Annotated in this window: 19 protein-coding genes; 11 read left to right on the top strand and 8 right to left on the bottom strand. The window is 53.8% G+C overall.

Annotation, left to right across the window (positions count from 1 at the left end; translation table 11 throughout):
* Nucleotides 1–8 precede the first annotated feature (8 nt).
* The 4 genes from PJL69_RS18580 (at nt 9) to PJL69_RS18565 (ending at nt 2,461) form a co-directional block, all read left to right on the top strand.
* The gene (locus PJL69_RS18580; protein WP_271311016.1) at nt 9–386 is read left to right on the top strand and encodes an ExbD/TolR family protein; all 378 of its coding nucleotides are present in this window, start codon (nt 9–11) and stop codon (nt 384–386) included.
* A gap of 6 nt (nt 387–392) precedes the next feature.
* The gene (locus PJL69_RS18575) at nt 393–779 is read left to right on the top strand and encodes an ExbD/TolR family protein (RefSeq protein ID WP_271311015.1); all 387 of its coding nucleotides are present in this window, start codon (nt 393–395) and stop codon (nt 777–779) included.
* On the top strand, nt 776–1,777 hold the full coding sequence (locus tag PJL69_RS18570; RefSeq protein ID WP_271311014.1) for an energy transducer TonB: 1,002 nt from the start codon (nt 776–778) through the stop codon (nt 1,775–1,777). Before PJL69_RS18575 ends, PJL69_RS18570 begins: the two co-directional genes overlap by 4 nt.
* 177 nt (nt 1,778–1,954) lie before the next feature.
* Nucleotides 1,955–2,461: a MarR family winged helix-turn-helix transcriptional regulator gene (locus PJL69_RS18565; protein WP_271311013.1), complete on the top strand. Its 507-nt coding sequence runs from the start codon at nt 1,955–1,957 to the stop codon at nt 2,459–2,461.
* Between the two features lie 49 nt (nt 2,462–2,510).
* Here PJL69_RS18565 and PJL69_RS18560 read toward each other — a convergent pair whose 3' ends face one another.
* The gene (locus tag PJL69_RS18560; protein ID WP_271311012.1) at nt 2,511–4,388 is read right to left on the bottom strand and encodes a TonB-dependent receptor plug domain-containing protein; all 1,878 of its coding nucleotides are present in this window, start codon (nt 4,386–4,388) and stop codon (nt 2,511–2,513) included.
* A 707-nt stretch (nt 4,389–5,095) separates the two neighbouring features.
* On the opposite strand from PJL69_RS18560, the gene PJL69_RS18555 reads away from it, so the two are divergent.
* Together PJL69_RS18555 and PJL69_RS18550 are read left to right on the top strand one after the other, a co-directional pair.
* On the top strand, nt 5,096–6,496 hold the full coding sequence (locus tag PJL69_RS18555) for a DUF4856 domain-containing protein (protein ID WP_209099581.1): 1,401 nt from the start codon (nt 5,096–5,098) through the stop codon (nt 6,494–6,496).
* 44 nt (nt 6,497–6,540) lie between these two features.
* Entirely contained in the window at nt 6,541–7,533 is a 993-nt protein-coding gene (locus tag PJL69_RS18550; protein WP_271311011.1) for a sterol desaturase family protein, read from the top strand.
* A gap of 172 nt (nt 7,534–7,705) precedes the next feature.
* Here the strand turns inward: PJL69_RS18550 and dddP are convergent, their stop codons facing one another.
* Nucleotides 7,706–9,040 carry a dimethylsulfonioproprionate lyase DddP gene (dddP, locus tag PJL69_RS18545; RefSeq protein WP_271311010.1) on the bottom strand — a complete coding sequence of 445 codons (1,335 nt, stop codon included), beginning with the start codon at nt 9,038–9,040 and terminating at the stop codon, nt 7,706–7,708.
* Nucleotides 9,041–9,439: 399 nt separating this feature from the next.
* On the opposite strand from dddP, the gene PJL69_RS18540 reads away from it, so the two are divergent.
* Nucleotides 9,440–9,562 (top strand): hypothetical protein, encoded by a 123-nt coding sequence (locus PJL69_RS18540; protein ID WP_271311009.1) that lies wholly within the window; start codon nt 9,440–9,442, stop codon nt 9,560–9,562.
* A 90-nt stretch (nt 9,563–9,652) separates the two neighbouring features.
* Here PJL69_RS18540 and PJL69_RS18535 read toward each other — a convergent pair whose 3' ends face one another.
* The 5 genes from PJL69_RS18535 to PJL69_RS18515 form a co-directional block, all read right to left on the bottom strand.
* On the bottom strand, nt 9,653–11,305 hold the full coding sequence (locus tag PJL69_RS18535) for an ABC transporter ATP-binding protein (protein WP_271311008.1): 1,653 nt from the start codon (nt 11,303–11,305) through the stop codon (nt 9,653–9,655).
* 5 nt (nt 11,306–11,310) lie between these two features.
* Complete coding sequence (locus tag PJL69_RS18530) at nt 11,311–12,372, bottom strand: ABC transporter permease (RefSeq protein ID WP_271311007.1); 1,062 nt, start codon at nt 12,370–12,372, stop codon at nt 11,311–11,313.
* Nucleotides 12,373–12,383: 11 nt separating this feature from the next.
* A complete protein-coding gene (locus tag PJL69_RS18525; protein ID WP_271311006.1) occupies nt 12,384–13,340 on the bottom strand; it encodes an ABC transporter permease in 957 nt (318 codons plus the stop codon).
* Between the two features lie 144 nt (nt 13,341–13,484).
* Nucleotides 13,485–15,092, bottom strand: a complete 1,608-nt coding sequence (locus PJL69_RS18520; protein WP_271311005.1) for an ABC transporter substrate-binding protein — start codon at nt 15,090–15,092, stop codon at nt 13,485–13,487.
* A gap of 437 nt (nt 15,093–15,529) precedes the next feature.
* The gene (locus PJL69_RS18515; protein ID WP_333781891.1) at nt 15,530–16,180 is read right to left on the bottom strand and encodes a GlxA family transcriptional regulator; all 651 of its coding nucleotides are present in this window, start codon (nt 16,178–16,180) and stop codon (nt 15,530–15,532) included.
* Nucleotides 16,181–16,658: 478 nt separating this feature from the next.
* Here PJL69_RS18515 and PJL69_RS18510 point away from each other — a divergent pair, with 478 nt between their 5' ends.
* From PJL69_RS18510 to PJL69_RS18495, 4 genes are read left to right on the top strand one after another with little or no spacing between them, the layout of a single operon-like run.
* Nucleotides 16,659–17,366: a GntR family transcriptional regulator gene (locus PJL69_RS18510; protein WP_271311003.1), complete on the top strand. Its 708-nt coding sequence runs from the start codon at nt 16,659–16,661 to the stop codon at nt 17,364–17,366.
* A gap of 10 nt (nt 17,367–17,376) precedes the next feature.
* Nucleotides 17,377–18,288: a dihydrodipicolinate synthase family protein gene (locus PJL69_RS18505; RefSeq protein ID WP_271311002.1), complete on the top strand. Its 912-nt coding sequence runs from the start codon at nt 17,377–17,379 to the stop codon at nt 18,286–18,288.
* Nucleotides 18,285–19,778: an aldehyde dehydrogenase gene (locus tag PJL69_RS18500; RefSeq protein ID WP_271311001.1), complete on the top strand. Its 1,494-nt coding sequence runs from the start codon at nt 18,285–18,287 to the stop codon at nt 19,776–19,778. Before PJL69_RS18505 ends, PJL69_RS18500 begins: the two co-directional genes overlap by 4 nt.
* Entirely contained in the window at nt 19,775–21,115 is a 1,341-nt protein-coding gene (locus PJL69_RS18495) for an NAD(P)/FAD-dependent oxidoreductase (protein ID WP_271311000.1), read from the top strand. The genes PJL69_RS18500 and PJL69_RS18495 overlap by 4 nt, the downstream gene beginning before the upstream one ends.
* Before the next feature lie 172 nt (nt 21,116–21,287).
* Here the strand turns inward: PJL69_RS18495 and PJL69_RS18490 are convergent, their stop codons facing one another.
* Entirely contained in the window at nt 21,288–22,844 is a 1,557-nt protein-coding gene (locus PJL69_RS18490; RefSeq protein WP_271310999.1) for a trimethylamine methyltransferase family protein, read from the bottom strand.
* Between the last annotated feature and the right edge of the window lie 94 nt (nt 22,845–22,938).

Below are 22,938 nucleotides of genomic sequence, written 5' to 3'. Positions count from 1 at the left end.
CAACCACGATGGTATTCGCAGACTCCAGAACACGGCGACGAAAGCCAAGCTTAACGCCCATGATTGATGTGGTGTTTTTGCTCCTGGTTTTCTTCATGCTGGCCTCTCGCTTTGGCATCGATCAAGTGCTGCCCATGCCTCTGGCATCAGGGGGCGGAGACTTCACCGGAAAACCGAGGTTGGTGGACGTCTTGCCCGACGGGCTGAGATTGAATGGCATCGCAATTTCCGAAGTCGATCTCGGCTCAGGTTTAGCAGAGCTCATGGACGAAAAAAGCGATGCAATCATCCTACGCAGCTCTGACGGAGCCACAGTTCAACGTGTCATCGCGACATCTGAGTTGCTGCGTACGGCAGGCTTCAAGGCAATTGTACTAGTGGAGTGATCAAAGATGATGGATTTTGCACCAGAGCCGCGCCGCCAACGCGCCGAGTCTATTGTCCCCATGATCAATGTCGTGTTCTTGCTCCTAATCTTCTTTCTGATGACGGCAAAGCTCTCCCAACCTGATCCCTTCGAAGTCACCCCACCCGTCGTGGCACAGGGCGCACCTCCGCAAGATGATACCGCGCTTTACGTTGGGAAAGACGACCAGCTACAGTTTCGGGACACCAAAGGCGAAGCCGTTTTCGAAAGCCTTGCTCTGATCAGCAAAACACATCCGACTTTACAGGTACGCATCGACGCAGCACTCGATGGAGACGTTCTGGCACGTGTCATGGCACGACTCGCGACGTCGGGGTTTCGCAATATAGAAGTCGTGGTTGAAGTAAAATGAAACGACTTTTCGAGTTTTGCATTTTTGTCGCCTTGGCTGCGGGTATGCACATCATGCTTGCCATGAAGGGGCCAGACTCAGGTGGCGCCACGGGTGGGGCCGGTGGCGAAGCCTATATCACGCTGGCCGGCGCTTCCGCGCAGATCGAAACCGTTCTCGAAGAATGGACACGTCCCCCAGCGGTACAAGACGTGCTAGACCTCGAACAACCCAGTTTTGATACCCCGGAAGCAGCTCCTGTGGCGGTGCTCGAAATGGACCATGCGCCACGTGCGGCGCTCACAATCGCTGCGCTCGCCCCATCTGCTCCCCCGAAAGCGCCAGACGTAAGCGCACTTCAAAGCCCGATAACGCCACCGCCAGCGATGACATTGCCAGCTTTGCAAATGCAACCGACAACGCCAGACAGTCAACCTGACAAACCGGCCAGCAAGCAAGACGCAAGACCAGCGCCGCAATCACAACCGAGGCCGAAGACGCCCGTCATAGAGGCAGCTCTGGTTGCTCCAACCTCGCCGCCGCCACCGGATCCTACGCCCGCACCTAAGAAGAAGGTTCAGAAAAAAACCGCCAAGCCTAAGAAAGATGCCCAACGCGCAGATAAGGCTCAGAAAGCCTCGGCAGGCTCCACGGCGCAGAAGGCCGCAGGCAGCGGTGGCGGATCAGAAGCAGGCACATCAGGCAAGGTCAACGCACTGGGGAAAGGCCAATCCGCAAAGCTGAAAGCTATCTGGGGAAGCAAAATTCAAGCGCGCATTGAGCGCAACAAACGCGCCCCTCGAGGTGAAAAAGGATCTGCTGTCGTCCAAATCCGCATGTCCGTTGCTGCGGATGGGCGGCTGGTCGCCGTGTCAGTGGCAAAATCATCAGGCATCGCAGCGTTTGACACGGCCGCATTGCAGGCCGTCAAACGTGCGAAACGTTTTGCAAAAGCGCCCAAAAAGCTCCCACAAACCAATCATGGATTTATTTTCAAGATGCGGTTCAACATCCGCTAGTGCCGGTTTGCTGCGTTGTAACACATCGCGTTTTGTGTCCGCCAATTGCGCCACGCAGTAGGGAAACGGTGTTTCTCGCAACCGGAACCTACCGGTGCTAACACAATCCAATCACAAAGGGTGTACATTCCGGTGAAGCTCTTTTTTAGTGCGTTTATTTGATCAGCCCTTAGCAACATGAGCCAAATGACCCTCTCTTCTGATAAACATCCGTCCGAACTCAGCAATCAGGAGTTTTTTGGCAACGAAGACCCTGACATCGCTTACAGCAGAGTTTGGCTTTACATTCTAAAAAGTCAGCGAAAGTTCTACGCGCAGTTTGCTCAAGCACTGAAAAAGGAAGGCCTCGGCGACCCCATGTGGTATGAGATTCTGTTTGAAATCGCTCAAACAGGCGACAAAGGCAAACTCATGGGGGAAATTGAACACAAACTCATGATACCCCAGTACACAATTTCCCGCCAAGTTGGGCGCATGGAGCAGGCAGGTCTTATCTATCGTGAATTCATCGCAGATGGCCGGCGCAAACAATTGTTGTTTCTGACAGAACTGGGCGCCCAACGACAAGAAGAAGTCTGGCCTATCTATCTGGAAACCCTGAAGGCAGAAATGGGGCCATTGCTCAATACAGACGAAGCCTATGATCTCGCCCGTTTTTTGTTGCGCCTTCTGCCAAACAAATAAGAAAGGCCCCGCCTAGACGGGACCTAATAGGTTTCAAAGGTTTTATCACTTAAAACTTGGCGATGGCCTGTATCACGAAAGTACGCCCAGGTTCTTTCAGTGTATTAAAACCTGCTACGGAGGTATCGCCGCCATAGGTTGCGCGATCTGCGTAATCTTCGTCAAACAGGTTCAGGATTTCACCACGGAACGTGAAGTTTGGCAGCGCCGGGGGGGAATACTCGGCAAAGAGGTTGACCACCTCGTAGCCGTCAAGCTTCTTTGTTTGCGAGGCGTTTGCATAGTCCGGATCATAATCAAGCGCGACGTCAAGGCTTCCCCCAACAAGCAAGTTCACAGCTGGCAAACGGTGCTGAATTTCCAGCGCAAGCACGGACCCCATTGGAGTGGCGAAATCCACGAGTCCCGCTGTCGGGACAAGTTCACCATCACGCTCTGCTTCAGAGAAAGCATAGCTGAACCGCAAGCCGCCCAAGTCCCATTTATATGTGGAGTAAAGGTTCAGACCCTGACTCGAGAAATCAAAGTTGTCTCCCGCATCGCGCGCGTTTTTAACTTCGGTATAGAAGATCTCCCCCCCCAGGCCAAAGTTTCCAGATGCCCAATCGGCGCCAATGTTGATGTTTTGTGCGCGTGCCGTATCCAGACCTGCATAGTCCCAACCCGCTTGCGGCCTTGGAAGCGGCGGCGATGGAATGGTTGGAGCCTGAGAATACAAATAACCGTCTTCGATTTGCAAACCGCCAAACACATTGGAGTATCCACCCCGCAATGACAGCTGATCGTTTACTTTGTAAATTGCAGAGAAGTTCCCGCTCAGCCCACTGTAATCTTCGCTAAAGTTGTTCTCCCCATCGAAGCTTTGGAAATCGGCCCGAGCACCTGTTGAGATGGTCCAACGGTCAGTGGGCTCCAGACGTGCCTGCGCAAAAAGACCGATGTTTCGCGCGGACTCTGTCAGCGACGTACGTCCAAAGTTTGCCAAGATCGGAGATCTGTAATCCCCTGTGCGATCATAGAAATCCAGACCGGCCACAATGGTGTTTGTCTCTGACAGGTGGAAAGTGTTCTGAATTTTCCCCGAGAAAGTCTCGGTCTCAGTTTCGCTCACAAGGAAGATCGGCGCACTGATAAAGCTTTCAGAATAACCGAGGGTCACTTCGGGATCCCACAAGCCGGTGGCGTTGGTTTGAGAATATGAGAAGGAGTAGTTCTTGCGTTCTGTGTCATAACGCACAAGCCGCCCAGTTGACCCGAAGTTGGCACGATCATTGCGCAGCGCGTCATCTCGCAAAACTTGCGCGCTGGCCTCTATGCGGTGGCCCGCTTCACTTTCATAGGCTGCCTTAAGAAGGCCGGTCTGCATGTCGGCTTTGGTCCCCGTGACCTCGCGCCCTGAGCCATCCTCATAGTTTTCCCCAGTCGCAGACCTGCCATAGAGCAAAAACTCCCAACCGTTGCGCACCGCACCAACCGTGAGAGATCGATTAAAGGTCTCGCCGTTGTCTGCATATCCAAGGCGCACATCGCCACCAAAAGTCTGCCCCTCAGAGACAACATCAGTGGCATCTTTGGTCTCCATAACTACCGCACCCGCAACCGCATTGGGTCCGGTATCTGCAGCTGCCACACCAGGATCAACGCGTACAAACTTTAGCAACCCAGGGTCAAATACATTGGCGCTCGCGTGGTGGAAAACGCGATTGTTCTGCAGTACACCATCCATGGAAACGACAAGGTTGAGCATGTCGATGCCATTCACAAAAATCTTCTGTGCAACTGGGATCGCCCCGCCAACGGAAACGTTCGCGACGCCCGCAAAGACATCCTTCATGTCGCCAAGCCGCGCGCGCTCCATCTCAGCATCAGCAACATAAACAGACGCACCGCGGTCAGCGGCACCCTGCTGATCGTCTTGCGACTCCACTGTGATAGTATCTAGAGTAAAATAATCACCCTCTAGATCTTGGGCAAATGCACTTCCTGCGGGAAACGCCAGTGCTGCACATGTACCCAATAGAAATCCGCGAACATTTTTTTGTGAAATCATCATCAGCTTCACAATCTCCATTTTGAGTTTGCTCTGGCTGTTTCAGATCGAGTCCGAAAGTCTGGCTAAGATCACGCAGTCTATAGGTGTCGTGTTCTTCACATGCAATTGCATGTTTTGAACTGAGCGCATTCTGCGTCTTTTTTGCATCAAGAAAACAGCCGCCACCAAGAAACCAAAAGGGGGAAACCAACACAATTAAAGTTAATTTAGGCCTTCAATAAATTGTTTTAAAAGGATAAATGGTCTCTTTTAAAGTAAATTTATTACTGTGAAACACTCTAGAAACAAAGCGCTGAGCTATGGTCGTTTCAGACCCGAACAAGTCAACCAAGGTCTTCGTATCGCAACGAATATCCTGATTTTGGACCAGGTGAAGTTCAACTTGGATATTGCGCCAACTTCCGACCAATCCGTTCTCCGAATACAAATCGCGGATTCCGTTTTACTTACGGCCAGTCATTCTTCGAAAAATGAGCCACTCACCAAGCTGGCAAGTCCTTGACATACAATCCTCAGTACTTGATTAGATCAATCGGGATTTATCTGATGAAAATCATCGGCTTTTTTTGGAGGAAACGCGCATGATCAAATCCACCCTGAAACTTTCCACCGCTCTTGCAGTCTTTCTTGCAGCATCTGCCGCAACAGCAGACACCTACGGCCCGTTCCCTGTCACCGTGAAAGGCTATGAAGGGGACAAAACCAATTCTGTTTCCTACTCCGGCCAAATCGCTCGTCATGCTCTGCACGACAGCCTGAAGAAAGCCGCAGCCAAAGGCAATGGTGGTGCAAACGCAGCAGAAATTGAAGCCATGCTGCTCGCATACTTCAATGGCTCTGACGATGATCTTGCAATTGTGGCGCCTGCTTCCAAAGACGGCTACCCTGTGAAGCAGTCAACGGTAAACGCGATTTCATCTGGCAAGAACATCTCTGGAAAATTCTATGACGGCGCGATGCCTGCGTGGCCGGGCAATGTCAGCGGGAAAGAAGCCGTGTTGCACATGATCAAACACGCGGCACAGTCCGATAGCGGGTTTGACGCAGAGAATGGCTATGACTGGGGTCAGGTGATCTCCAAGTACACCATGGGCGCCATGATGTATAACCAAGCTGTCGACAACTATCTGGACGAAAAGCTGGACGCCGACAACAAACCAAACGACAAGCCTTACAAAGAAGGCGCCTACTACACCGGGAAAGAGCATTCCTGGGATGAGGCATTTGGATATTGGGGCGGCCCTGCGCACACCCTCAGCCTGAGCCCGGAACAGGCATACAGCATCGCCAAGCAAAAGGATCTGGCTGCGGCCGATGCCAACGGCGACGGCATGGTAGACCTTAAGTCAGAGCACGTGTTTGGCCCTGCCTACTACGCTGCGGGCGCAGACAAAGGCGGCACCAAGTCCACCGACTACATGCACACCATCATGCGCGCCTTCATCGATGGCCGTCAGCTCATCGCAGACGCCAACGGCGAAGCCCTGACAGATGAACAACGCGCTCAGCTGAAAGGCTATGCGGAAGTCATCGAAAGCAACTGGGAAAAAGTGCTTGCTGAGGCGACCTTCAAATATGCGGGTTCTGTCTACAAAGACATCGCCAAAATGGGCGAGCTGGAAGGCGAAGAGCTGGCCAAAGCATATCGCAACTATGTGAAGCACTGGGGTGAGCTGAAAGGCTTCGCCATGGCGCTGCAGACCGGCAAAAACAACCTGGGCGCAACCGCGACCGAGCTCAACAACCTGATCGGCTACGGCCCTGTGACACTGGACAACACCTATGTGACAGGCATTGATGCAGACGGAAACTTCCTGCGTGAGCGTCGTAAAACCTGGGCAGATTACCAACTGCAAATGCTGGAAACCCAGAAGCTTCTGGCTGACACCTTCGGCCTGAAGTCCCGCGCCAATGACGCATTGGCGGATCTGGAAACGCTGGCTGGCAAGCTGAACTCTGCAGACAGCGCAGAAACAGACTAAGACACGCGCGGCGGCATCCATAGGGTGCCGCCCACCCTTTCTTCATGGATCTGATACAGTCCCTCACGCCCTTTGTTTCTGATTTCGCCGACCCGAAGAAACGGATCTTTGTCGGTTATCTTGGGTTGTCGGTTCTGATCGCGTTCCTATGGCTCGTCTTTGTAAAACGACAGTCTCTTCAGAATGCATTCTCGCGTGTGTTTGATCGGCGGGTTTTCTTCTCGAAATCGTCGATGGCGGACTACCAAATATTCCTGATCAATCGCGTATTTACTCTGTTTGTATCACCGCTCCTGATCACACAGGTTGCGATCGCAACTTCGATCTATTTTACCTTGCACAAGCAAAGCTTCATAAGCCCGGGCTTTTTTGAAGATGCAAGCAAACCCCTGGTGGTTGCAGGGTTCTCCCTCACCCTTTTTCTGGCAGATGACCTGACGAAATATTTCCTGCATCGCTGGATGCACAAATGGCCCCCGCTTTGGGCTATCCACAAGGTACATCACTCTGCAGAGACTCTGACACCGATCACCGTTTATCGCGTACACCCGCTCGAAGGGGTTCTATACGCGCTGCGCAGTGCATTTGCACAAGGTCTAGTCCTGCCAATCTTCATTTTTGCTTTTGGCAAAACCGTGGACCTTTATACTGTTGTCGGGGTGAACGTGCTGGTTTTCCTGTTCCACGTCACCGGCTCAAACCTACGGCATTCCCATATCAACATAAGCTATTGGCCCTGGCTCGAACGTATTTTGATTTCGCCCGCACAACACCAGCTCCACCATTCCACAGCCGAAAAGCACTTTGACAAGAATTTTGGCGCAGCACTCGCACTCTGGGACTGGCTTTTTGGGTCTCTTCACCTGTCTGATAAAGACGAAGATCTCACTTTCGGGCTGCCACAAGAAGAAGCAAGCGCTACGAACTTGGCAGATATCTATCTCCGCCCCTTCCGGGATACATGGCGCTATTGTCTCCGCCGCTATCACCGCTTTAGACGCGCGCACCAGAAACAGGCATCCCCAGGGTCTGATTAACTCTGAACGCGATCGTTACCGGGCGCGCAAGATGCGCCTGCCCCTGTTTTTTTCGATAAAACATTTTCCAGATAGTGGCAGCAAACAAACACGTTTTCTATTGGCGGCAGAGGGCAACCCATGCCGCCAACATCACACTTTTACGTGCAGCCTTACCGGCATGCTGACTGGATCAAAGGAAACGCTCGTCCAGCGGATAGCGCGACATGGTGTCAAAGCCATCATTGGTGACAACGCCTTGATCTTCCAACTTGACCATGTGATCGCCGCCCACTTCGCCAACAAGAGCCTCCACGCATAGCGTCAATCCCGGCTCCAACTGGTGATCAAAAGCGCCCTCAATCATGTGATCGGGATAGGCCACCAAAGGCCATTCATCACACAAGCCAACACCATGAAGTGCACAAGAATACTTCAGCGGTTGATACTTGGCTTGAAGCGGGTGAATGGATCGCGATAGCTCCTCCATGTTCACGCCTGGTCGTAACAGCTCTGTGTTGTAGCGGATGTGCTCCATCGCCTCGCCATAGCTTTCCCGCATATGCGCGGGTGCTTTGTCGTCCCCAATCCACCAGGTCCGACTGAGATCCGCACAAATTCCATAGGGTCCAATCAGATCGGTATCAAAGGCAAGAATTTCGTTTTCTGCAATCTCCCGTGGACCACACTCCTGAAACCAGGGATTTGTCCGAGGACCAGAAGCGAGCAACCTTGTCTCAATCCACTCACCGCCACGTTTGATGTTCTCGGCATGCAACACGGCCCACACATCGTCTTCCGTAACACCACCCTTTGGAATTTCGGTGCGTGCAAAATCTTCCATCACTTTCATGGACTGCTCACAAGCATGAATCGCGCATCGCATGGCACGCAATTCATGCTCAGTCTTTATTGCACGTGTGCGCTCCGTGACTTCCTCACCATCCTGATAAGAAAGCCCCTGTCGTCGGAGTGCATCCAAACCAGCGGGTTGAATTTTATCGATGGCCAGACGCTTTTCACCCGGTGCATGACGCGCCAAAAGATCCGCAATTTCTGCTGCGAAAGCGTCTGCACCAGGCCCAATCCGATCGCCTCGCGCAAAATAGAACATATCCGCCCCAGAACGGCACTCTCGCACCAGAGGATTGTACTCTGCAAGAAATGGCGCGTTCTTATAGTCCCACAGCACCATATGCCCATCCGCACAAAGCAAAACCGCCCGGAATGGGTTATGCGCGTTCCAAAGTTGCATGTTCGTGGTATCGGTCGCATAGCGAATGTTCAAAGGATCAAACATCAAGAGACCGGCATAACCACGCGCAACAATCGCATCAGTGAGCCTGCGATGACGCGCCTCTCTCATTGTTTTCAGATCGGGCAACTCCAACCCTGCGTGTCGCCACTCTTCAAATGCGAGCGCCGTTGGGCCAATTTCCACCCGATCTCCGACGTTGAGTGTCCCATCCCCGAGGCGTTGTCCTTGGCTCGGGTCGATCTTACGAAATGAGCTGTAATGCGAATTCATAGAACCTACCACTGTGTTAGCTATTGAGTGAGGCAAGCGTTCGCGCTCACTCTTCATAAAGACAGCATTCTTATTCTCGAACGCTTCGGCGAGCGTAGAAACGACAGCTTTGTCGCCGCAAACGCGCAATCCAATGTCGCGAGGCCGGCTGGTTCACCATTCGCAAAGAGCAAAGCCTGGGCGGGCATCGCGCTCAACCTTTTGATTTTTCAGATGTTCACCTTTCCAAGCCGCCTTCAGGCCAAAAGCAATGCACTCAGAGCAAGCCTGAAATGCGCTGAAGCCTTCAATTTTATGCGCAAAACACTTGTTTACATGACTGAAGTTGCCTAAATGCGCCGCATAAAGTGCTGACGACCCCCTTACACCGTTTCCCTTATCTCCAGACAGGAGTGGCCCATGTTGACACGCGACGAACTGATCCGCGACCAGCGCACGCGCGGAGGCTCTTTCTTTTCTGTTCTTTTTATCTACGGGATTCTTGTGGGCACTTTGGTTTTGACAGGCATGGCCGTTCTTTAACGAAACAGCCCCCTTCCGACGCTGCAAAGTCGAAAACTACTTAGAAAAACCGCCCACTGAACGCGGGCGGCGCAAATGCAGACAGCAGCGTTATAAGTTTGCAGACTCGCCCACATTGTCGACACCACGCTCTTCAAGCAAGGTGGACAGCCAGTTGGGATCCATTTCGGGTACAGAGCTGAGCAAAAGATCCGTGTAAGGGTGATGCGGCGGCGTAAACATGGCATCTTTCGGCCCCTGCTCAACCACTTGTCCCTTCTGCATCACGACCACCTCGTCAGCGATAGAGCGCACGGTGGCAAGGTCATGTGTGATGAACATATAAGCCAGATCCAGCTCTTTCTGCAGTCGGTCCAGCAGTCGCAGAATGCCTTCCGCGACAAGCTGATCCAGCGCGGAGGTTACCTCGTCGCAAATGATGAAGCTGGGCTCCGCTGCAAGCGCTCGCGCGATTCCAATCCGTTGCTTTTGCCCCCCAGACAGCTCTGGCGGATAGCGGTTGTAGTATTTCGAAGGTTCAAGCTCGATCAGATCCAGCAATTCATCGACACGCGATTTTAGCGCTGCCCCAGAAAGCCCAGAGTAAAACTGGGCTGGCCGGCCAATGATCTCACTGATCCGCACCTTAGGGTTCAACGCTGTATCCGCCATCTGATAGATCATCTGCGCTTGGCGCAGCTGATCTTTACTGCGGTTTCTAAAGTTTGGAGGAAGCATTTCGCCGTTGAACAATACCTCCCCTTTTGATGGCTGCAAGAGCCCTGTGATCACACGCGCAGTGGTCGATTTACCCGAACCAGACTCCCCAACAACAGCGACCGTCATCCCCTTGTGTATGTCAAAAGAGACATCGTCGAGGATTTTTGGACCACCGGAATAGGCCGCATCCACACCCCGCACCGACACCACCGGTGTGGCGTCGTCTGGGCGTTTTTTCTGAGGACGCTGGAAACTGCGGACAGCCCACAAGGATTTGGTGTAGTCCTCCTGCGGATTTTCCAGCATCGCTTCGGTTGACGCCTCTTCGACCTCTTCCCCCTTAAGCAAGACTTTGATTGTGTCTGCCATCTGCGCAACCACTGCCAGATCGTGCGTGATGTAGATTGCCGCTGTATTGAACTGATCCACAATATCGCGGATTGCCGCCAGCACCTCGATCTGCGTTGTCACATCCAATGCGGTTGTCGGTTCGTCAAATATAATCAGATCCGGGCGACAGGCCATTGCCATCGCCGTCATAGCGCGCTGCAATTGTCCACCGGACACTTGATGCGGATAGCGGAACCCGATCTCTTCTGGATTGGGCAGACGCAGACGCCGATACAGCTCGGCAGCATCTTCCTGTGCTTCCAACCGCTTTTGGATGCGGTAGTGCAGTGGCGCTTCGGTGTGTTGATCGATAATTTTATGCGCCGGATTGAAACTCGCCGCAGCCGACTGCGCAACATAGGCGATCCTTGCGCCACGCAGGGCACGCTTTTCAGATTCCGTTGCCGTTGTCAGCTCCATGCCGTCAAACTCAATCGAGCCTCCGGAAATACGCGTGCCATCACGAGAGAACCCCATGGCCGCTGCACCGATCGTCGATTTGCCAGCGCCGGACTCTCCAATCAAACCCATCACTTCGCCGCGGTGAAGCTTTAGATCCACACCTTTGATGATCGGCACCCATGTTTCGCCAGTATAGCCTTCGATCTTCAGATCTTTGATGTCCAACAGGACCTGTTTTTTATCCATGGTCATGTCTCTCACTCCTTAAGGCCGGAGGACCGGAACAGCATCCAGTCAACTACGAAGTTCACCGCAACGGTCAGCAGGGCAATAGCACCCGCCGGGATCAGCGGTGTGATGTCTCCAAACGAAATCAGCGTTGCATTCTCACGCACCATAGACCCCCAATCGGCCGTCGGCGGCTGAATACCCAAGCCAAGGAAACTAAGACCAGCCACCAGCAGAAACACGAAACAGAATTCCAACCCGAATTCCGCAACAAGAGGTGCCGTCACATTCGGCAAAATCTCTTTGCGGATCAGATAGCTGTTTTTCTCTCCGCGCAGATTGGCAGCCTCGATGTAGTCCATGACAACCACATTGCCTGCAACAGCACGGGTCAATCTGAAGACCCTCGGCGCATAGATGATGGCAACCGCGACGATAATAACAAAGATATGAGGGCCAAAAATTGACAGCATCAGAAGTGCAAAGATCAGCGAGGGTATCGCCATGATCACATCCGCAAACCGGCCCAGGAACTGATCCATCCACCCGCCGCGCGTCGCCGCCAAAAGGCCCGCAAATGCGCCCATGAAAAATGCCGCCGCCGTTGCGAGAAGCGCCAGGCCAACGGTGTTTCGCGCACCAAAAATAATCCGGCTGAACATATCCCGGCCTAGCTGATCAGCCCCAAGCAGCATGTTTTCATCCGCTGGCGCAAATGCAGAGGAGATCACCTCGGATTCCCCGTAAGGCGCGATCCAAGGCGCAAAAATACCTGCAATTGCGTAGGTGAAGATGATGAACATGCCAAACGCTGCCGTCAGCGGCGCGGTCTTCAGCTCTTTTGACAGGTTGGCCGGAGAGATTATCACAAGAAACTCCCTGAAGCAGTAAGACACGCCTGCTGCGAACGCCAACAGGATGGCACCGATGGATATGGTCCTCAGGGCACCCGTGCCCCCCACAATCCCGACCACAAAACTGACAAGTGTCAGAGAGAAGAGCGTCAGAAAGATACTGCGTTTTCCGAAGTACGCCGCAAGACATGACGCAACGATCAGAATGGCGAAGTAAGAGATTACAAAAACATTCATGGTTCCAGTCCTTACTTCGGATGCCGCAGCCGCGGGTTGGTCAGAATGGCGCCCACATCGGCTGCCAGATTGAGCAATATGAAGGTGGCCGCAAAAATCAGACAAATGGCCTGAACCACAGGGAAGTCGCGCTTGGAAACAGCATCAACCAAAGCTTGGCCAATCCCCGGATAGACAAAGACCACCTCAACCAGCACCACACCAGTGATCAGATAGGCGAGGTTTAGGGCCACCACGTTGATGATCGGCGCCCACGCATTTGGCAGCGCGTGACGCACAATGACCTTCCACGGAGGGGCGCCTTTCAGCCGGGCCATTTCAATGTAGGGGGAGGCCAGCAAGCTGATAATGGCTGCGCGGGTCATGCGCATCATATGCGCCGTAACGACCAGCACCAATGTCAAAGCTGGCAGAAACGTCCGATGCAGCAACTCCCCAAACGTCATGCCGTCATTGAGGCTTGCGATTGCAGGGAACATGTTGGTCTTGACCGAAAAATACAGGATCAGGATATAGCCAAGGAAAAACTCAGGGCTGGAAATCGAAGTCAGGGTCAAGACATTTGCCACACGATCAAACAGCGTGTTGCGCAGCAAGGCTACGATGATGCCCAAAGTAATGGCAAACGGCACCGCAATCACAGCGGCATAGGCCGCCAGAAACATTGTATTCACAAATCGATCCGCAATCAGATCGATCACGGGATCCCCCGACACGATTGAATTTCCAAAGTTCCCGGTCATTGCGCCACCAAGCCAGCCAAAATAGCGTAGAACAGGGTGCGTGTTCAGCCCCATCTGTTCGCGCAGCGCAGCCAGGTTCTCCTCAGTCGCGCCTTGCCCAAGCACCGCCTGTGCTGGGTCACCTGGCAGCAGCAACACCATGAAAAAGATGATGGCTGAGATCACAACAAGTGTGATCAGGCCAAGTCCGAGACGCTTGGCGATGAGTTTGGAAATGTCCCCCATGGACTCCCTCCTGTTGATGTTCCGGCGGGTCCGATGTGCCGAAGATGGCCGCTTGGGCCTTTGGCCGTCTTATTGTTTTTCAGTGACGACTCTTGGGGCGTGAAGCCCGATCATTCGGGCTCCACTATCTCAATGAAGGCTGGATTAGCCGGTGAACCACCAGCGGCTTGCCGCACGGGCGCCATCACACTCCCAGCTCGCGGCCAGGTTTTCTGGCGTGCCAACATTGGAACGATTTGCATAAACAAAGTTATTGAAGAATGGGATCACGGTGCCGCCATCGTTGCGGGCCAACATCGCCATGTCACGGTACATTTCCCCGCGACGCGTATCATCCAATTCAGCCTTCGCCTGAAGCAACAGCTTGTTAAAGTCCGCATTCTGCCAGCGGCTTTCGTTCCAGGCTGCGTCGTCTTTATAGGCCAACGTGTACATCACATCCGGTGTTGGACGCGCGCCCCAAGACACGGCACAGAAAGGTTTCTTCAGCCAAACGTCGGAATAGTACCCATCGTTTGGCTCCCGGACGACCTTCATGTTGATTCCAGCCTTCTTGGCTTGCTCCGCATAAAGAACACACATGTCCACAGCACCAGCATACACGCTGTCTGCCACGCTGATACTGATCTCCAAACCTTCATGACCAGCCTTCTTCAGAAGAGATTTGGCCTGATCCGGATCATACTCACGCTGCGGAATATCCTCCGGCCAATAAGGCTGCGCCGGCGAGTGGTGGAAGTCATTGCCCTTAGTCGCCGCGCCAAAGGCGATCTTTTCAATAATTTCGTCACGGTCGATGGCCAGTTTCAACGCGTTACGCACATCCACGTTGTCAAATGGAGCAACATCCGTGAGCATTGGCAAAGTGATCGCACCAGCTGATGGTATGTTGTGCACAGTGACATTCGGATCACGGTTCATCAACGCCATGGTTTTAAGTTCAATCAATGAAACCGCGTCAACATCCCCAGTCACAAGAGCCGTCTGCCGGGCGTTGGGATCATTCAGGGTGATGATTTCAACCGCATCAAAATAAGCACCTTCACCGTGCCACCCGTCATGGCGGCTCAGGCTGAACTGGACACCAAACTCCCCAGAGTCAATTTTGTAGGGCCCAGAGCCATCACCGGACTTCCAGTCGATGCTGCCATCATCATTCGCCGGGCAGATCGCCAAGTGATAGTCCGTCATCAGCCAAGGGAAATCTGCGTTGCCCCCGGACAGCTTCACAACAACTGTGTAGTCTCCATCTGCGGTGATATCGGTAACATCTGCCAGCAGTGCCTTGGCGGCAGAGGTGGAGTCATCCCCCCGATGGTGGTTCAACGACGCAATCACATCGGTTGCGGTCAGCTTTTTGCCGCTGTGGAAGCTGGCGTTTTCCTTGAGTGTGAAGGTCCATTGAGACGCTTCGGCACTGCCTTCCCAGCTGGTTGCCAAATCGCCTCCCAAAGAACCGTCACCGTTGATCATGGTCAGATAGGATCGGTGCGTATGGGCAAGAAAGATCATCGTCCGGGTCAAATATGTACCTGGATCATGCGTGTCGCCCGTATTGCCGTCATGAATACCCCAGCGGAATGTACCGCCCTTCTGAGGCGCCGCTGCAGCCTTTGTGGTCCATAACCCCGTCGCTCCTGTCGCGGTCATGCCAGCCGCAAGAGAATAATGCATAAAGCTGCGTCGCGAAATCCCACCTGAGCGGGCCGCCGCGGCCAAACGATCAATGAGTTGCTGGTCTTTTTTGGTCATAGTACCTCCCTGACCTTGGTCAATTTTGGACCACCTCACCCACACTAAAGGGCTGTAGTCTCTTTAACTATTTTCGTTCAAACTGTTCAAAAACGACATCACAAGCCAAGCACAAAACCGACAACATCGCTAGTGATCATTCGAAAACGATTTGCTTACCGCGTCTTAAACCTCCCAGTCAGCACATTTTCCGACGTCGCTATTTGCGACAAAGACTTGCAGAAACCGACCCATAACAATCTAGTGTTGGCGTCACTGCCTCACGCAAACCTCATCAATCTGACGAACTCAGCAAGATCATTTGAACCGGATATCAACACCGTTCAAATCGCGATCTCCTGCCCGCTCACCTCCCAGCGGGTGAGCAAGAATTGTCTATTTTTTTCATAAGCTTAAGATTGGAGAGAAAACTGCCCGTCAAATGGGCAAGATCAGGATCATCCAAGGCGTCCGCGCTGCATCATCGGAGTCACGCCAAAGGCCGTTCGATAGACGCGCGCAAAATGACCAGCACTTTGAAAACCGCAGGCCAACGCGACTTCGATGACAGACAACTCCGTCTGCACCAGTAGTTGCTGAGCCTTCTCTAGCCTTAATTCCATAAAATATTTTTTTGGCGACGCATTGAGGTACTTCCCAAACAGTCGCTCCAGCTGACGCGTTGAAATATTCAACTGCGCCGCGATCACAGCGGGCGAAACAGGCTCTTCAAGACTGTCCTTCATGATTTCAATGGCCCGTGTCAGATGCGCATTGCGCATACCGTTGCGTGACTGCAAAGAAACTTTCTGTGCCGCTGTTGCTTCGCGCGCCGCATTATACACCATCTGGTCGGCAACATCTGCAGACAGCTCAGCACCATGATCTTGCTCTATCAGGTGCAACATCAAATCCGCCGTTGCCGTTCCCCCAGAGGCAGTGATGTGCTTTTCTGAGGAAACAAATACATTCCTGACGGTGTTCACCTCAGGAAATTCTTCCATCATGACATCATGATACTGCCAGTGGATGGCCGCTTGCATGCCATTCAAAAATCCACCACGCGCCAACAGGTATGCGCCTGAATCCAGTGCGCCAATACCTGTCATACGCGTGCGATCAATCCGCCGCAAAGCATTCAGCAGTTCGCTGATACTTTTGTTCTGCATGTCGAGCCCAGAAACAACAAGCAGACGTGTGCAATCCGGGATAGTGGCAAAACTGGAATGCGCATGAAGCACCGTGCCATCAGATGCACGCTCTTGCACACCATCAACCGAAGAATACGACCACCGGTACAATTCCTGCCCACTCACAAGGTTTGCAATGCGCAAAGGGTCTACGGCGCAGGACAATGCCAAGTGGGTAAAATCTTCAACAAGAGCAAAGACAAACTGCTTCGGAACGGTTTCCTTCATGACATGCCTCCCTGCCCTTACAGTACCCCACCTTAGTGGGGGCTTCTGATCCTAAGCTTTATACAAACATATTTTTTTATTGTAGACAATTTGTATTTTTCGAGCAAACATCCCCCCAAAGCCGATTGAAACCGGCTAACGAGCCCTTAGTATTTTAGTAGAGGTCGCGATGAGCACCGCAAAAAGCACAAAGAAATCAATGTGTCTTGATGATTTGCGCAGACGAATCCTCACGCAAGATTTGGAACCAGGGATCTACCTAGACGAAGCACAACTCGCCGAACGCTATGAGATGTCGCGCCCGCCCCTGCGTGAGGTCCTCAACCAATTGGCTGGCGAAGACTACGTAATCTTGCACAAAAATCGCGGTGCTCAGGTCGCCCCGATGACACACAAGACCCTGCGCAATTTCTTTGTCGCAGCACCAATGATCTATGCTGCGGTATCACGCCTCGCCGCAGAACACGCGACCCCAAACCAAATCATGCGCTTGAAGGACGCGCAGCTATTGTTCCGCGCGTCAATAAGAGAAGGCGACGCGGCGGAGCGCGCACTCATGAACCAGCGCTTTCATGCCATCATCGGCGAAATGGCGGACAACGAATACCTGCTGCCGAGCCTGCGCCGGCTGTTGATCGACCACACACGCATCGGCATGACCTTCTACAACCCTCGCCACGTCGCCCTGGCAGCACAACGGGACGTGGCTGCAGATCAGCACGATACAATCATTGAACTCATCGAAGCCGGCGACGCAGAGCGCGCGGCAGACCTCGCCATCGCGCATTGGGAGCTCTCCCGTGCAGAAATCGAAGCCTTCGTGACCCCGCAAGGCATGCAGTATCCGCTGGGCGAAGCCCCGGCCAAGGCTCGCTGAAAGGAACGCCATGAAATTTAATGGTATCTATACCCCGGCCATAACGCCTCACGGCGCAGACGGCAGCATCGACTATGATGCCCTTGCACGACAGATCGAATACCTTATCGACGCAGGCGTCCATGGCATCATTAATGGCGGCTCCACTGGGGAATACTATGCGCAGTCAATGGAAGAACGCCAAAAGGTCGCCGCCTTTACCAAAGACGTAATCGCAGATCGCGTTCCCTTGATCGTCGGCACAATTTCCGTTCGCTTTGACGAGTCCATCGAGATGGCTGAATTTGCGGCAAAAATCGGTGCTGATACGTTGCTGGTCGGCACGCCTCCCTATTCGGTGCCCACTGAACGCGAAAATGCCCTCAATACTCTGGCCATTGACCGGGCCGCAGACCTCCCAATCATGCTGTACAACTATCCCGGTCGCATGGGCGTGAGTATGGGAGAAGAGTTTCTTGATCGCGTTGGGCGCAGCAAAAACATATGCGCGATCAAAGAAAGCTCTGGCGATATCAACCGTGTCCATCTTCTCGCACGGGATTATCCGCACATCCAGATGAGCTGCGGTATGGATGACCAAGCGCTGGAATTTTTTGCATGGGGTGCCCACAGCTGGGTCTGCGCGGGATCTAACTTCCTACCACAGGAGCACATCGCCCTCTGGCGCGCCTGTGCCGTCGAGGGGAATTTCGAGAAAGGGCGCAGGATCATGTCTGCCATGATGCCGCTCATGCGTGTTCTTGAGCAGGGCGGCAAGTTCATTCAATGCGTCAAATACGGTTGTGAAATCATGGGCAACGACGCTGGGCCACCTCGACGCCCGCTCAAAGGACTTAACAAAGACGACAAGCGCCAATTGGAGCAGGTGGTGCGCGTGGTGAAACGTACGATTGCGGACATCGAAAGTGAGACAGGCAAATGAGTGATCTTCTGACAACCGAAGAGTACAAGGCAATCGCGGCTGACCTCATGCTGCCAAATCAGGCGTTTGTAGATGGCAGCTTTCGACCCGCAAAGTCTGGCAATATATTTGAAACCCTCAATCCAGCCACTGGGGAAACTCTCACGCAGATTTCCGCCTGCAATGCCGACGACGTTGACTTCGCCGTAGAAAAGGCTCGTGATGCGTTTGAGGATGGCCGCTGGTCACGTCTACATCCGAGCGAACGCAAAGAAGTGTTGATCCGCTTGGTCAAACTGATGAAGCGCAACGCACGCGAATTGGCCGTGATGGAAAGCCTCGACAGCGGCAAAACCGTCTATGACTGCGAAACCGTAGATATTCCCGAAACGCTGCACTGCCTAACCTGGCATGCCGAGCTGATCGACAAAATCTACGATCAGGTATCTCCTGCTTCAGACGATCACATTGCAATGGTGGTGCGTGAACCCGTGGGTGTTGTCGGATTGGTGTTGCCCTGGAATTTCCCACTGCTGATGCTGGCTTGGAAAATCGGGCCGGCTCTGGCCGCTGGATGCTCAGTCGTTGTGAAACCCGCAGAAGAGACCTCACTCACCGCATTGCGCGTCGCCGAACTCGCTATGGAAGCTGGCGTCCCGGCGGGTGTCTTCAACGTCGTAACCGGCAGCGGCGCAGAGGTTGGGGAACCGCTCGGGCGCCATATGGACGTGGACATGGTGTCGTTCACCGGGTCCACCGCCACTGGCAGGCGCTTTCTGGATTATGCCGGGGCATCCAATCTCAAAGAAGTCACGCTTGAAATGGGGGGGAAAAACCCCGCCATTGTCTTGAACGATGCAGAAAATCTGGATCGCGTGGCTGCGCATATTGTAAATGGCGCATTCTGGAATATGGGGGAAAATTGCTCCGCCTCCTCCCGCCTGATCGTGCACAAAGACATCAAGGATGCATTGCTCGAACGCATTAAAGCCCACGCCCGCGAATGGCCAATGGGTGACCCCCTCGACCCGCAGAACCGCGTCGGCGCTTTGGTTAGCAAAACGCATTTTGACAAAGTGGCCAGCTATCTTGACGAGGGCTTGGTGGTAATGGGGGGCAAAGCGCAAGACGGCTTTGTGGAACCCACAATTCTGGAAGTGACCCCGCACAGAAAACAAGCACAGGAAGAGATTTTCGGACCAGTCCTTTCAGTTCTCACTGTTGGCAGCTTTGAAGAAGCCATCGCTCTTGCAAACGATACAGAGTACGGTCTGGCCGCATCCATCTTCACAGCCAACATCAAACGCGCTTTACGCGGCGCGCGGGCCTTGCGTGCGGGCACGGTAAGCGTCAACAGTTTTGGCGAAGGAGACATCAGCACCCCCTTTGGCGGCTTTAAACAGTCGGGCTTTGGCGGGCGTGACAATGGCATCCACGCACATGACCAATACACCCAGCTGAAAACCATCTGGGTTGATCTTACTGATGACGATGAAGAGGTGGTTGTGTGACCATTCGGTCGGTCAAAACGCTTCCCAAATTACCAGGGCCTGCGGCGTGGAACGCCATTCTTCCGCCGCAGCCTCCCTCTGAGCCATTGTCAGGCCCACATAAGGCAGATGTCATGGTGATTGGCGGGGGATTTGCCGGTCTCTCAGCGGCGCGTCGTCTCAAGCAGCTGGAACCAAATGCCAAAGTCGTGGTGCTCGAAGCGACGCGTATCGCCGATGGCTCGGCGGGGCGAAATTCTGGCTTTATGATCGACCTGCCGCATGAATTGACCTCAGATGACTATGCAGGCGCAGGCGACGACCGCGCGATGATCGCCTTGAACCGGCAGGCTCAGGCGTTTGGCCGCACCGCCGTCGAAGAATATAACATCGACCCGAACTACTTTGATCAGGTCGGCAAGGTGAATGGCGCCGTAAGCGCAGCTGCGCATGCGCATAACGAAACCTACGCCCGCCATCTCGCAACACTCGGTGAAACGAGCGAGATGCTGGATCACCAAGAGATGCACGATCTAACAGGATCAAAGCATTATCAATCAGGGCTCTACACCGCCGGTACAGTCATGTTGCAGCCAGCAGGGTATATTCGTGGCCTTGCACATGGCTTGCGCAACCAAGGCGTGGCTGTTTTTGAAAACGCACCCGTCACCCAGTTAAGCCGCGAAGGGGCATCTTGGACCGCCAAGACCCCAAACGGCAGCGTCAGCGCGGAACGCGCAATCTTGACGGTGAATGGCCATCTTGAAAGTTTTGGTTTTGAAAGCGGCCGTTTGATGCAACTGTTTCTGTTCGCCGTCATGACACCCGAGCTGGATACAGAGACTTGCGCCCGTCTCGGCGGAAAATCGCGCTGGGGCATCACGCCTTCCGACCCTATGGGCACGACGATGCGCCGCATAGACACGGGTCAGGGTGGCAACCGCATCATAACGCGCACCTGCGCGGTTGTGGCACCCAACGCGCGTATCTGCGCCTCTCAAGTCGCGCGCGCCGGAAAGATGATGCAACGCAAATTTGATGCGCGCTTTCCACAGTTGGCCGGGATAAAAATGGCCCATGCGTGGGCAGGGCATCTTTGCCTGTCCCTTAATGGCGTGTCTGTCATGCGCAAACTTGACACTGGCCTCTACTCAGGTTGCGTACAAAATGGCTTGGGAACGGCGCGCGGCACGCTGACCGGAATAGGTGCCGCCGAGCTGGCATGCGGCGTCCAAAGCAACATCACAGAGCACTTTGGCGCGGAAGCCGCCCCCAAAAGATTGCCACCAGGCCCATTACAAAGGATCGGTGCAAACGCTCTGATCAAGTACAAAGAATGGCGCGCCAGCAACGACTGATCACAGCCAAGTCCTACTAGCAGACGCAGCGCAGCAGGGTCCGCTCCCCAGCCGGCCCCAAATCGGTCCAAGATCGCGCACAAAACCTCAAAAGAACAAGGCATATCTCAAGCGCTTTAGGAGCGTTGAAGATATGCCTCTGCCCTTTTTGCCTCGGAATTGGATGCGGTGATCAGTGGTCTTGGTTCAAAGCATCCGCCGCAGGGATTTCGCGTTCCCGCCGTGCAATATAGTCTCGCAACTCCTCGTCTTTGGCGATGTCCAACACAGGCTCCTGATAGTCGGCCAACAGACTCTTGGCGTGTTCTAGTGCCCGCTGCGTGACCTCCTTTGACCCTTCTGCGATCCACTGCTCAATAGAGTTGTTGTCAAAGAGTTCAGGCATAAAGAAGGCTGTTTGGAAATTCTCCTGTGTGTGCGGGTGCCCCAAGTAATGCCCACCAGGCCCTACATCCGGCACAGCAGACAACGCTTGGTCGAAGTCATCCCATTTGGGGCCTTCCGCCATCCGGTAGGCCATGGCGCATTGCTCCGCATCGACAATGAACTTTGCCACAGAGCAATGCATACCTGCTTCATTCCAACCGGCAGAGTGCCAAATATAGTTCGCACCGGCATGGATCACTGACGACAAAGTGGTCGCGCTCTCATAGCCTGCCTGCGCATCAAAAGTCTTGGCACCTCCCAACGTATTGGACGTGCGCCAAGGCACACCGTAGTGGCGTGCCATTTGCCCAATCATGAAGTTCATTAGGCTGATTTCAGGCGTCCCAGCCATAGGCGCCCCGGACTTCATCGACACGGTGGACAGGTAGTGCCCATAAATCGCAGGCGCGCCACGCCGGATCACTTGTGTATAGGCCAAGGCACTCAGAGCCTCAGCATTGAGCTGCGCAACAGTCGCCGCCACACTGGCCGGCGTATTGGCCCCGCCCAACACAAACGGCGAACAGAGCACGGGCTGATTGCGCCTACAGAATGCACGCATCGCGCCCAACATGGTTTCATCCCAAACCAGCGGTGAATTGCCATTGCAGTTCCCGGTGGTAACAGGATGGCTGTCTATAAAGTCTTCCCCAAACAGGATTGCACACATGTCCAGCACGTCTTCCGCGTTCTTCGGACTGGTGGTCATACCCATGAACATCTTGTCAGAATGCTTCATCGACGAATAAGTGATCCGCAAATGACGTTGACTGATCGGGTGGTCATAGGGCTCCACAATGTGGTGCGCCGTCGAATGCAGCGCAGGGCTCATGTGGCTCAGTTTGTGAAACATCGCAAGATCATCAAGCGTCGGATTGCGTCGGACATCTTCTAAGTCGCGCAGAAACGGCGCTCCGGTCATGGGCACAAAAACCGAATGCGGTCCACCAAGCCGAACGTTGTTAGCGGGATTTCGAGCGTGGTAGGTGAAATCAGACGGGATCGTCGCGATCAAATCGCGCACAAGCCCACGATCCAAATAGACCATCTCGCCTTCAACCTTGGCGCCAGCTTTTTTCCAGTCTTCCAGCGCGATATCATCGCGAAACTGAACGCCCACGTTCTCCAGAATGTCCATCGAGGCCGCATCAATGCGTTCTACCTGGGCGCCATCCATCACCTCGCAAAGCGGGATATTGCGGGTCAGCCCCGGCAGCATGGTAAAATCTCGGGCGGTGCGAAGGCTGCGACGCGCGCTCCGGCCACCGCTGCGAGCTCGGTTTTTTGTAGCTGTTTCGCTCATCGGTGTTCCTCTCATTGTCTGAAAGAACACTGACCCAGGTGTCAGCCGACCCGCCTATAGGAATGCGAAATCTTTTTGCAGGAAACGACCCGGC

This window comes from Shimia sp. MMG029 (genome assembly GCF_027947445.1).
Taxonomy (GTDB): domain Bacteria; phylum Pseudomonadota; class Alphaproteobacteria; order Rhodobacterales; family Rhodobacteraceae; genus Shimia.
The sequence above is the reverse complement of the archived record's forward strand: the minus strand, read 5'-3'. Positions and strand labels throughout refer to the sequence as shown.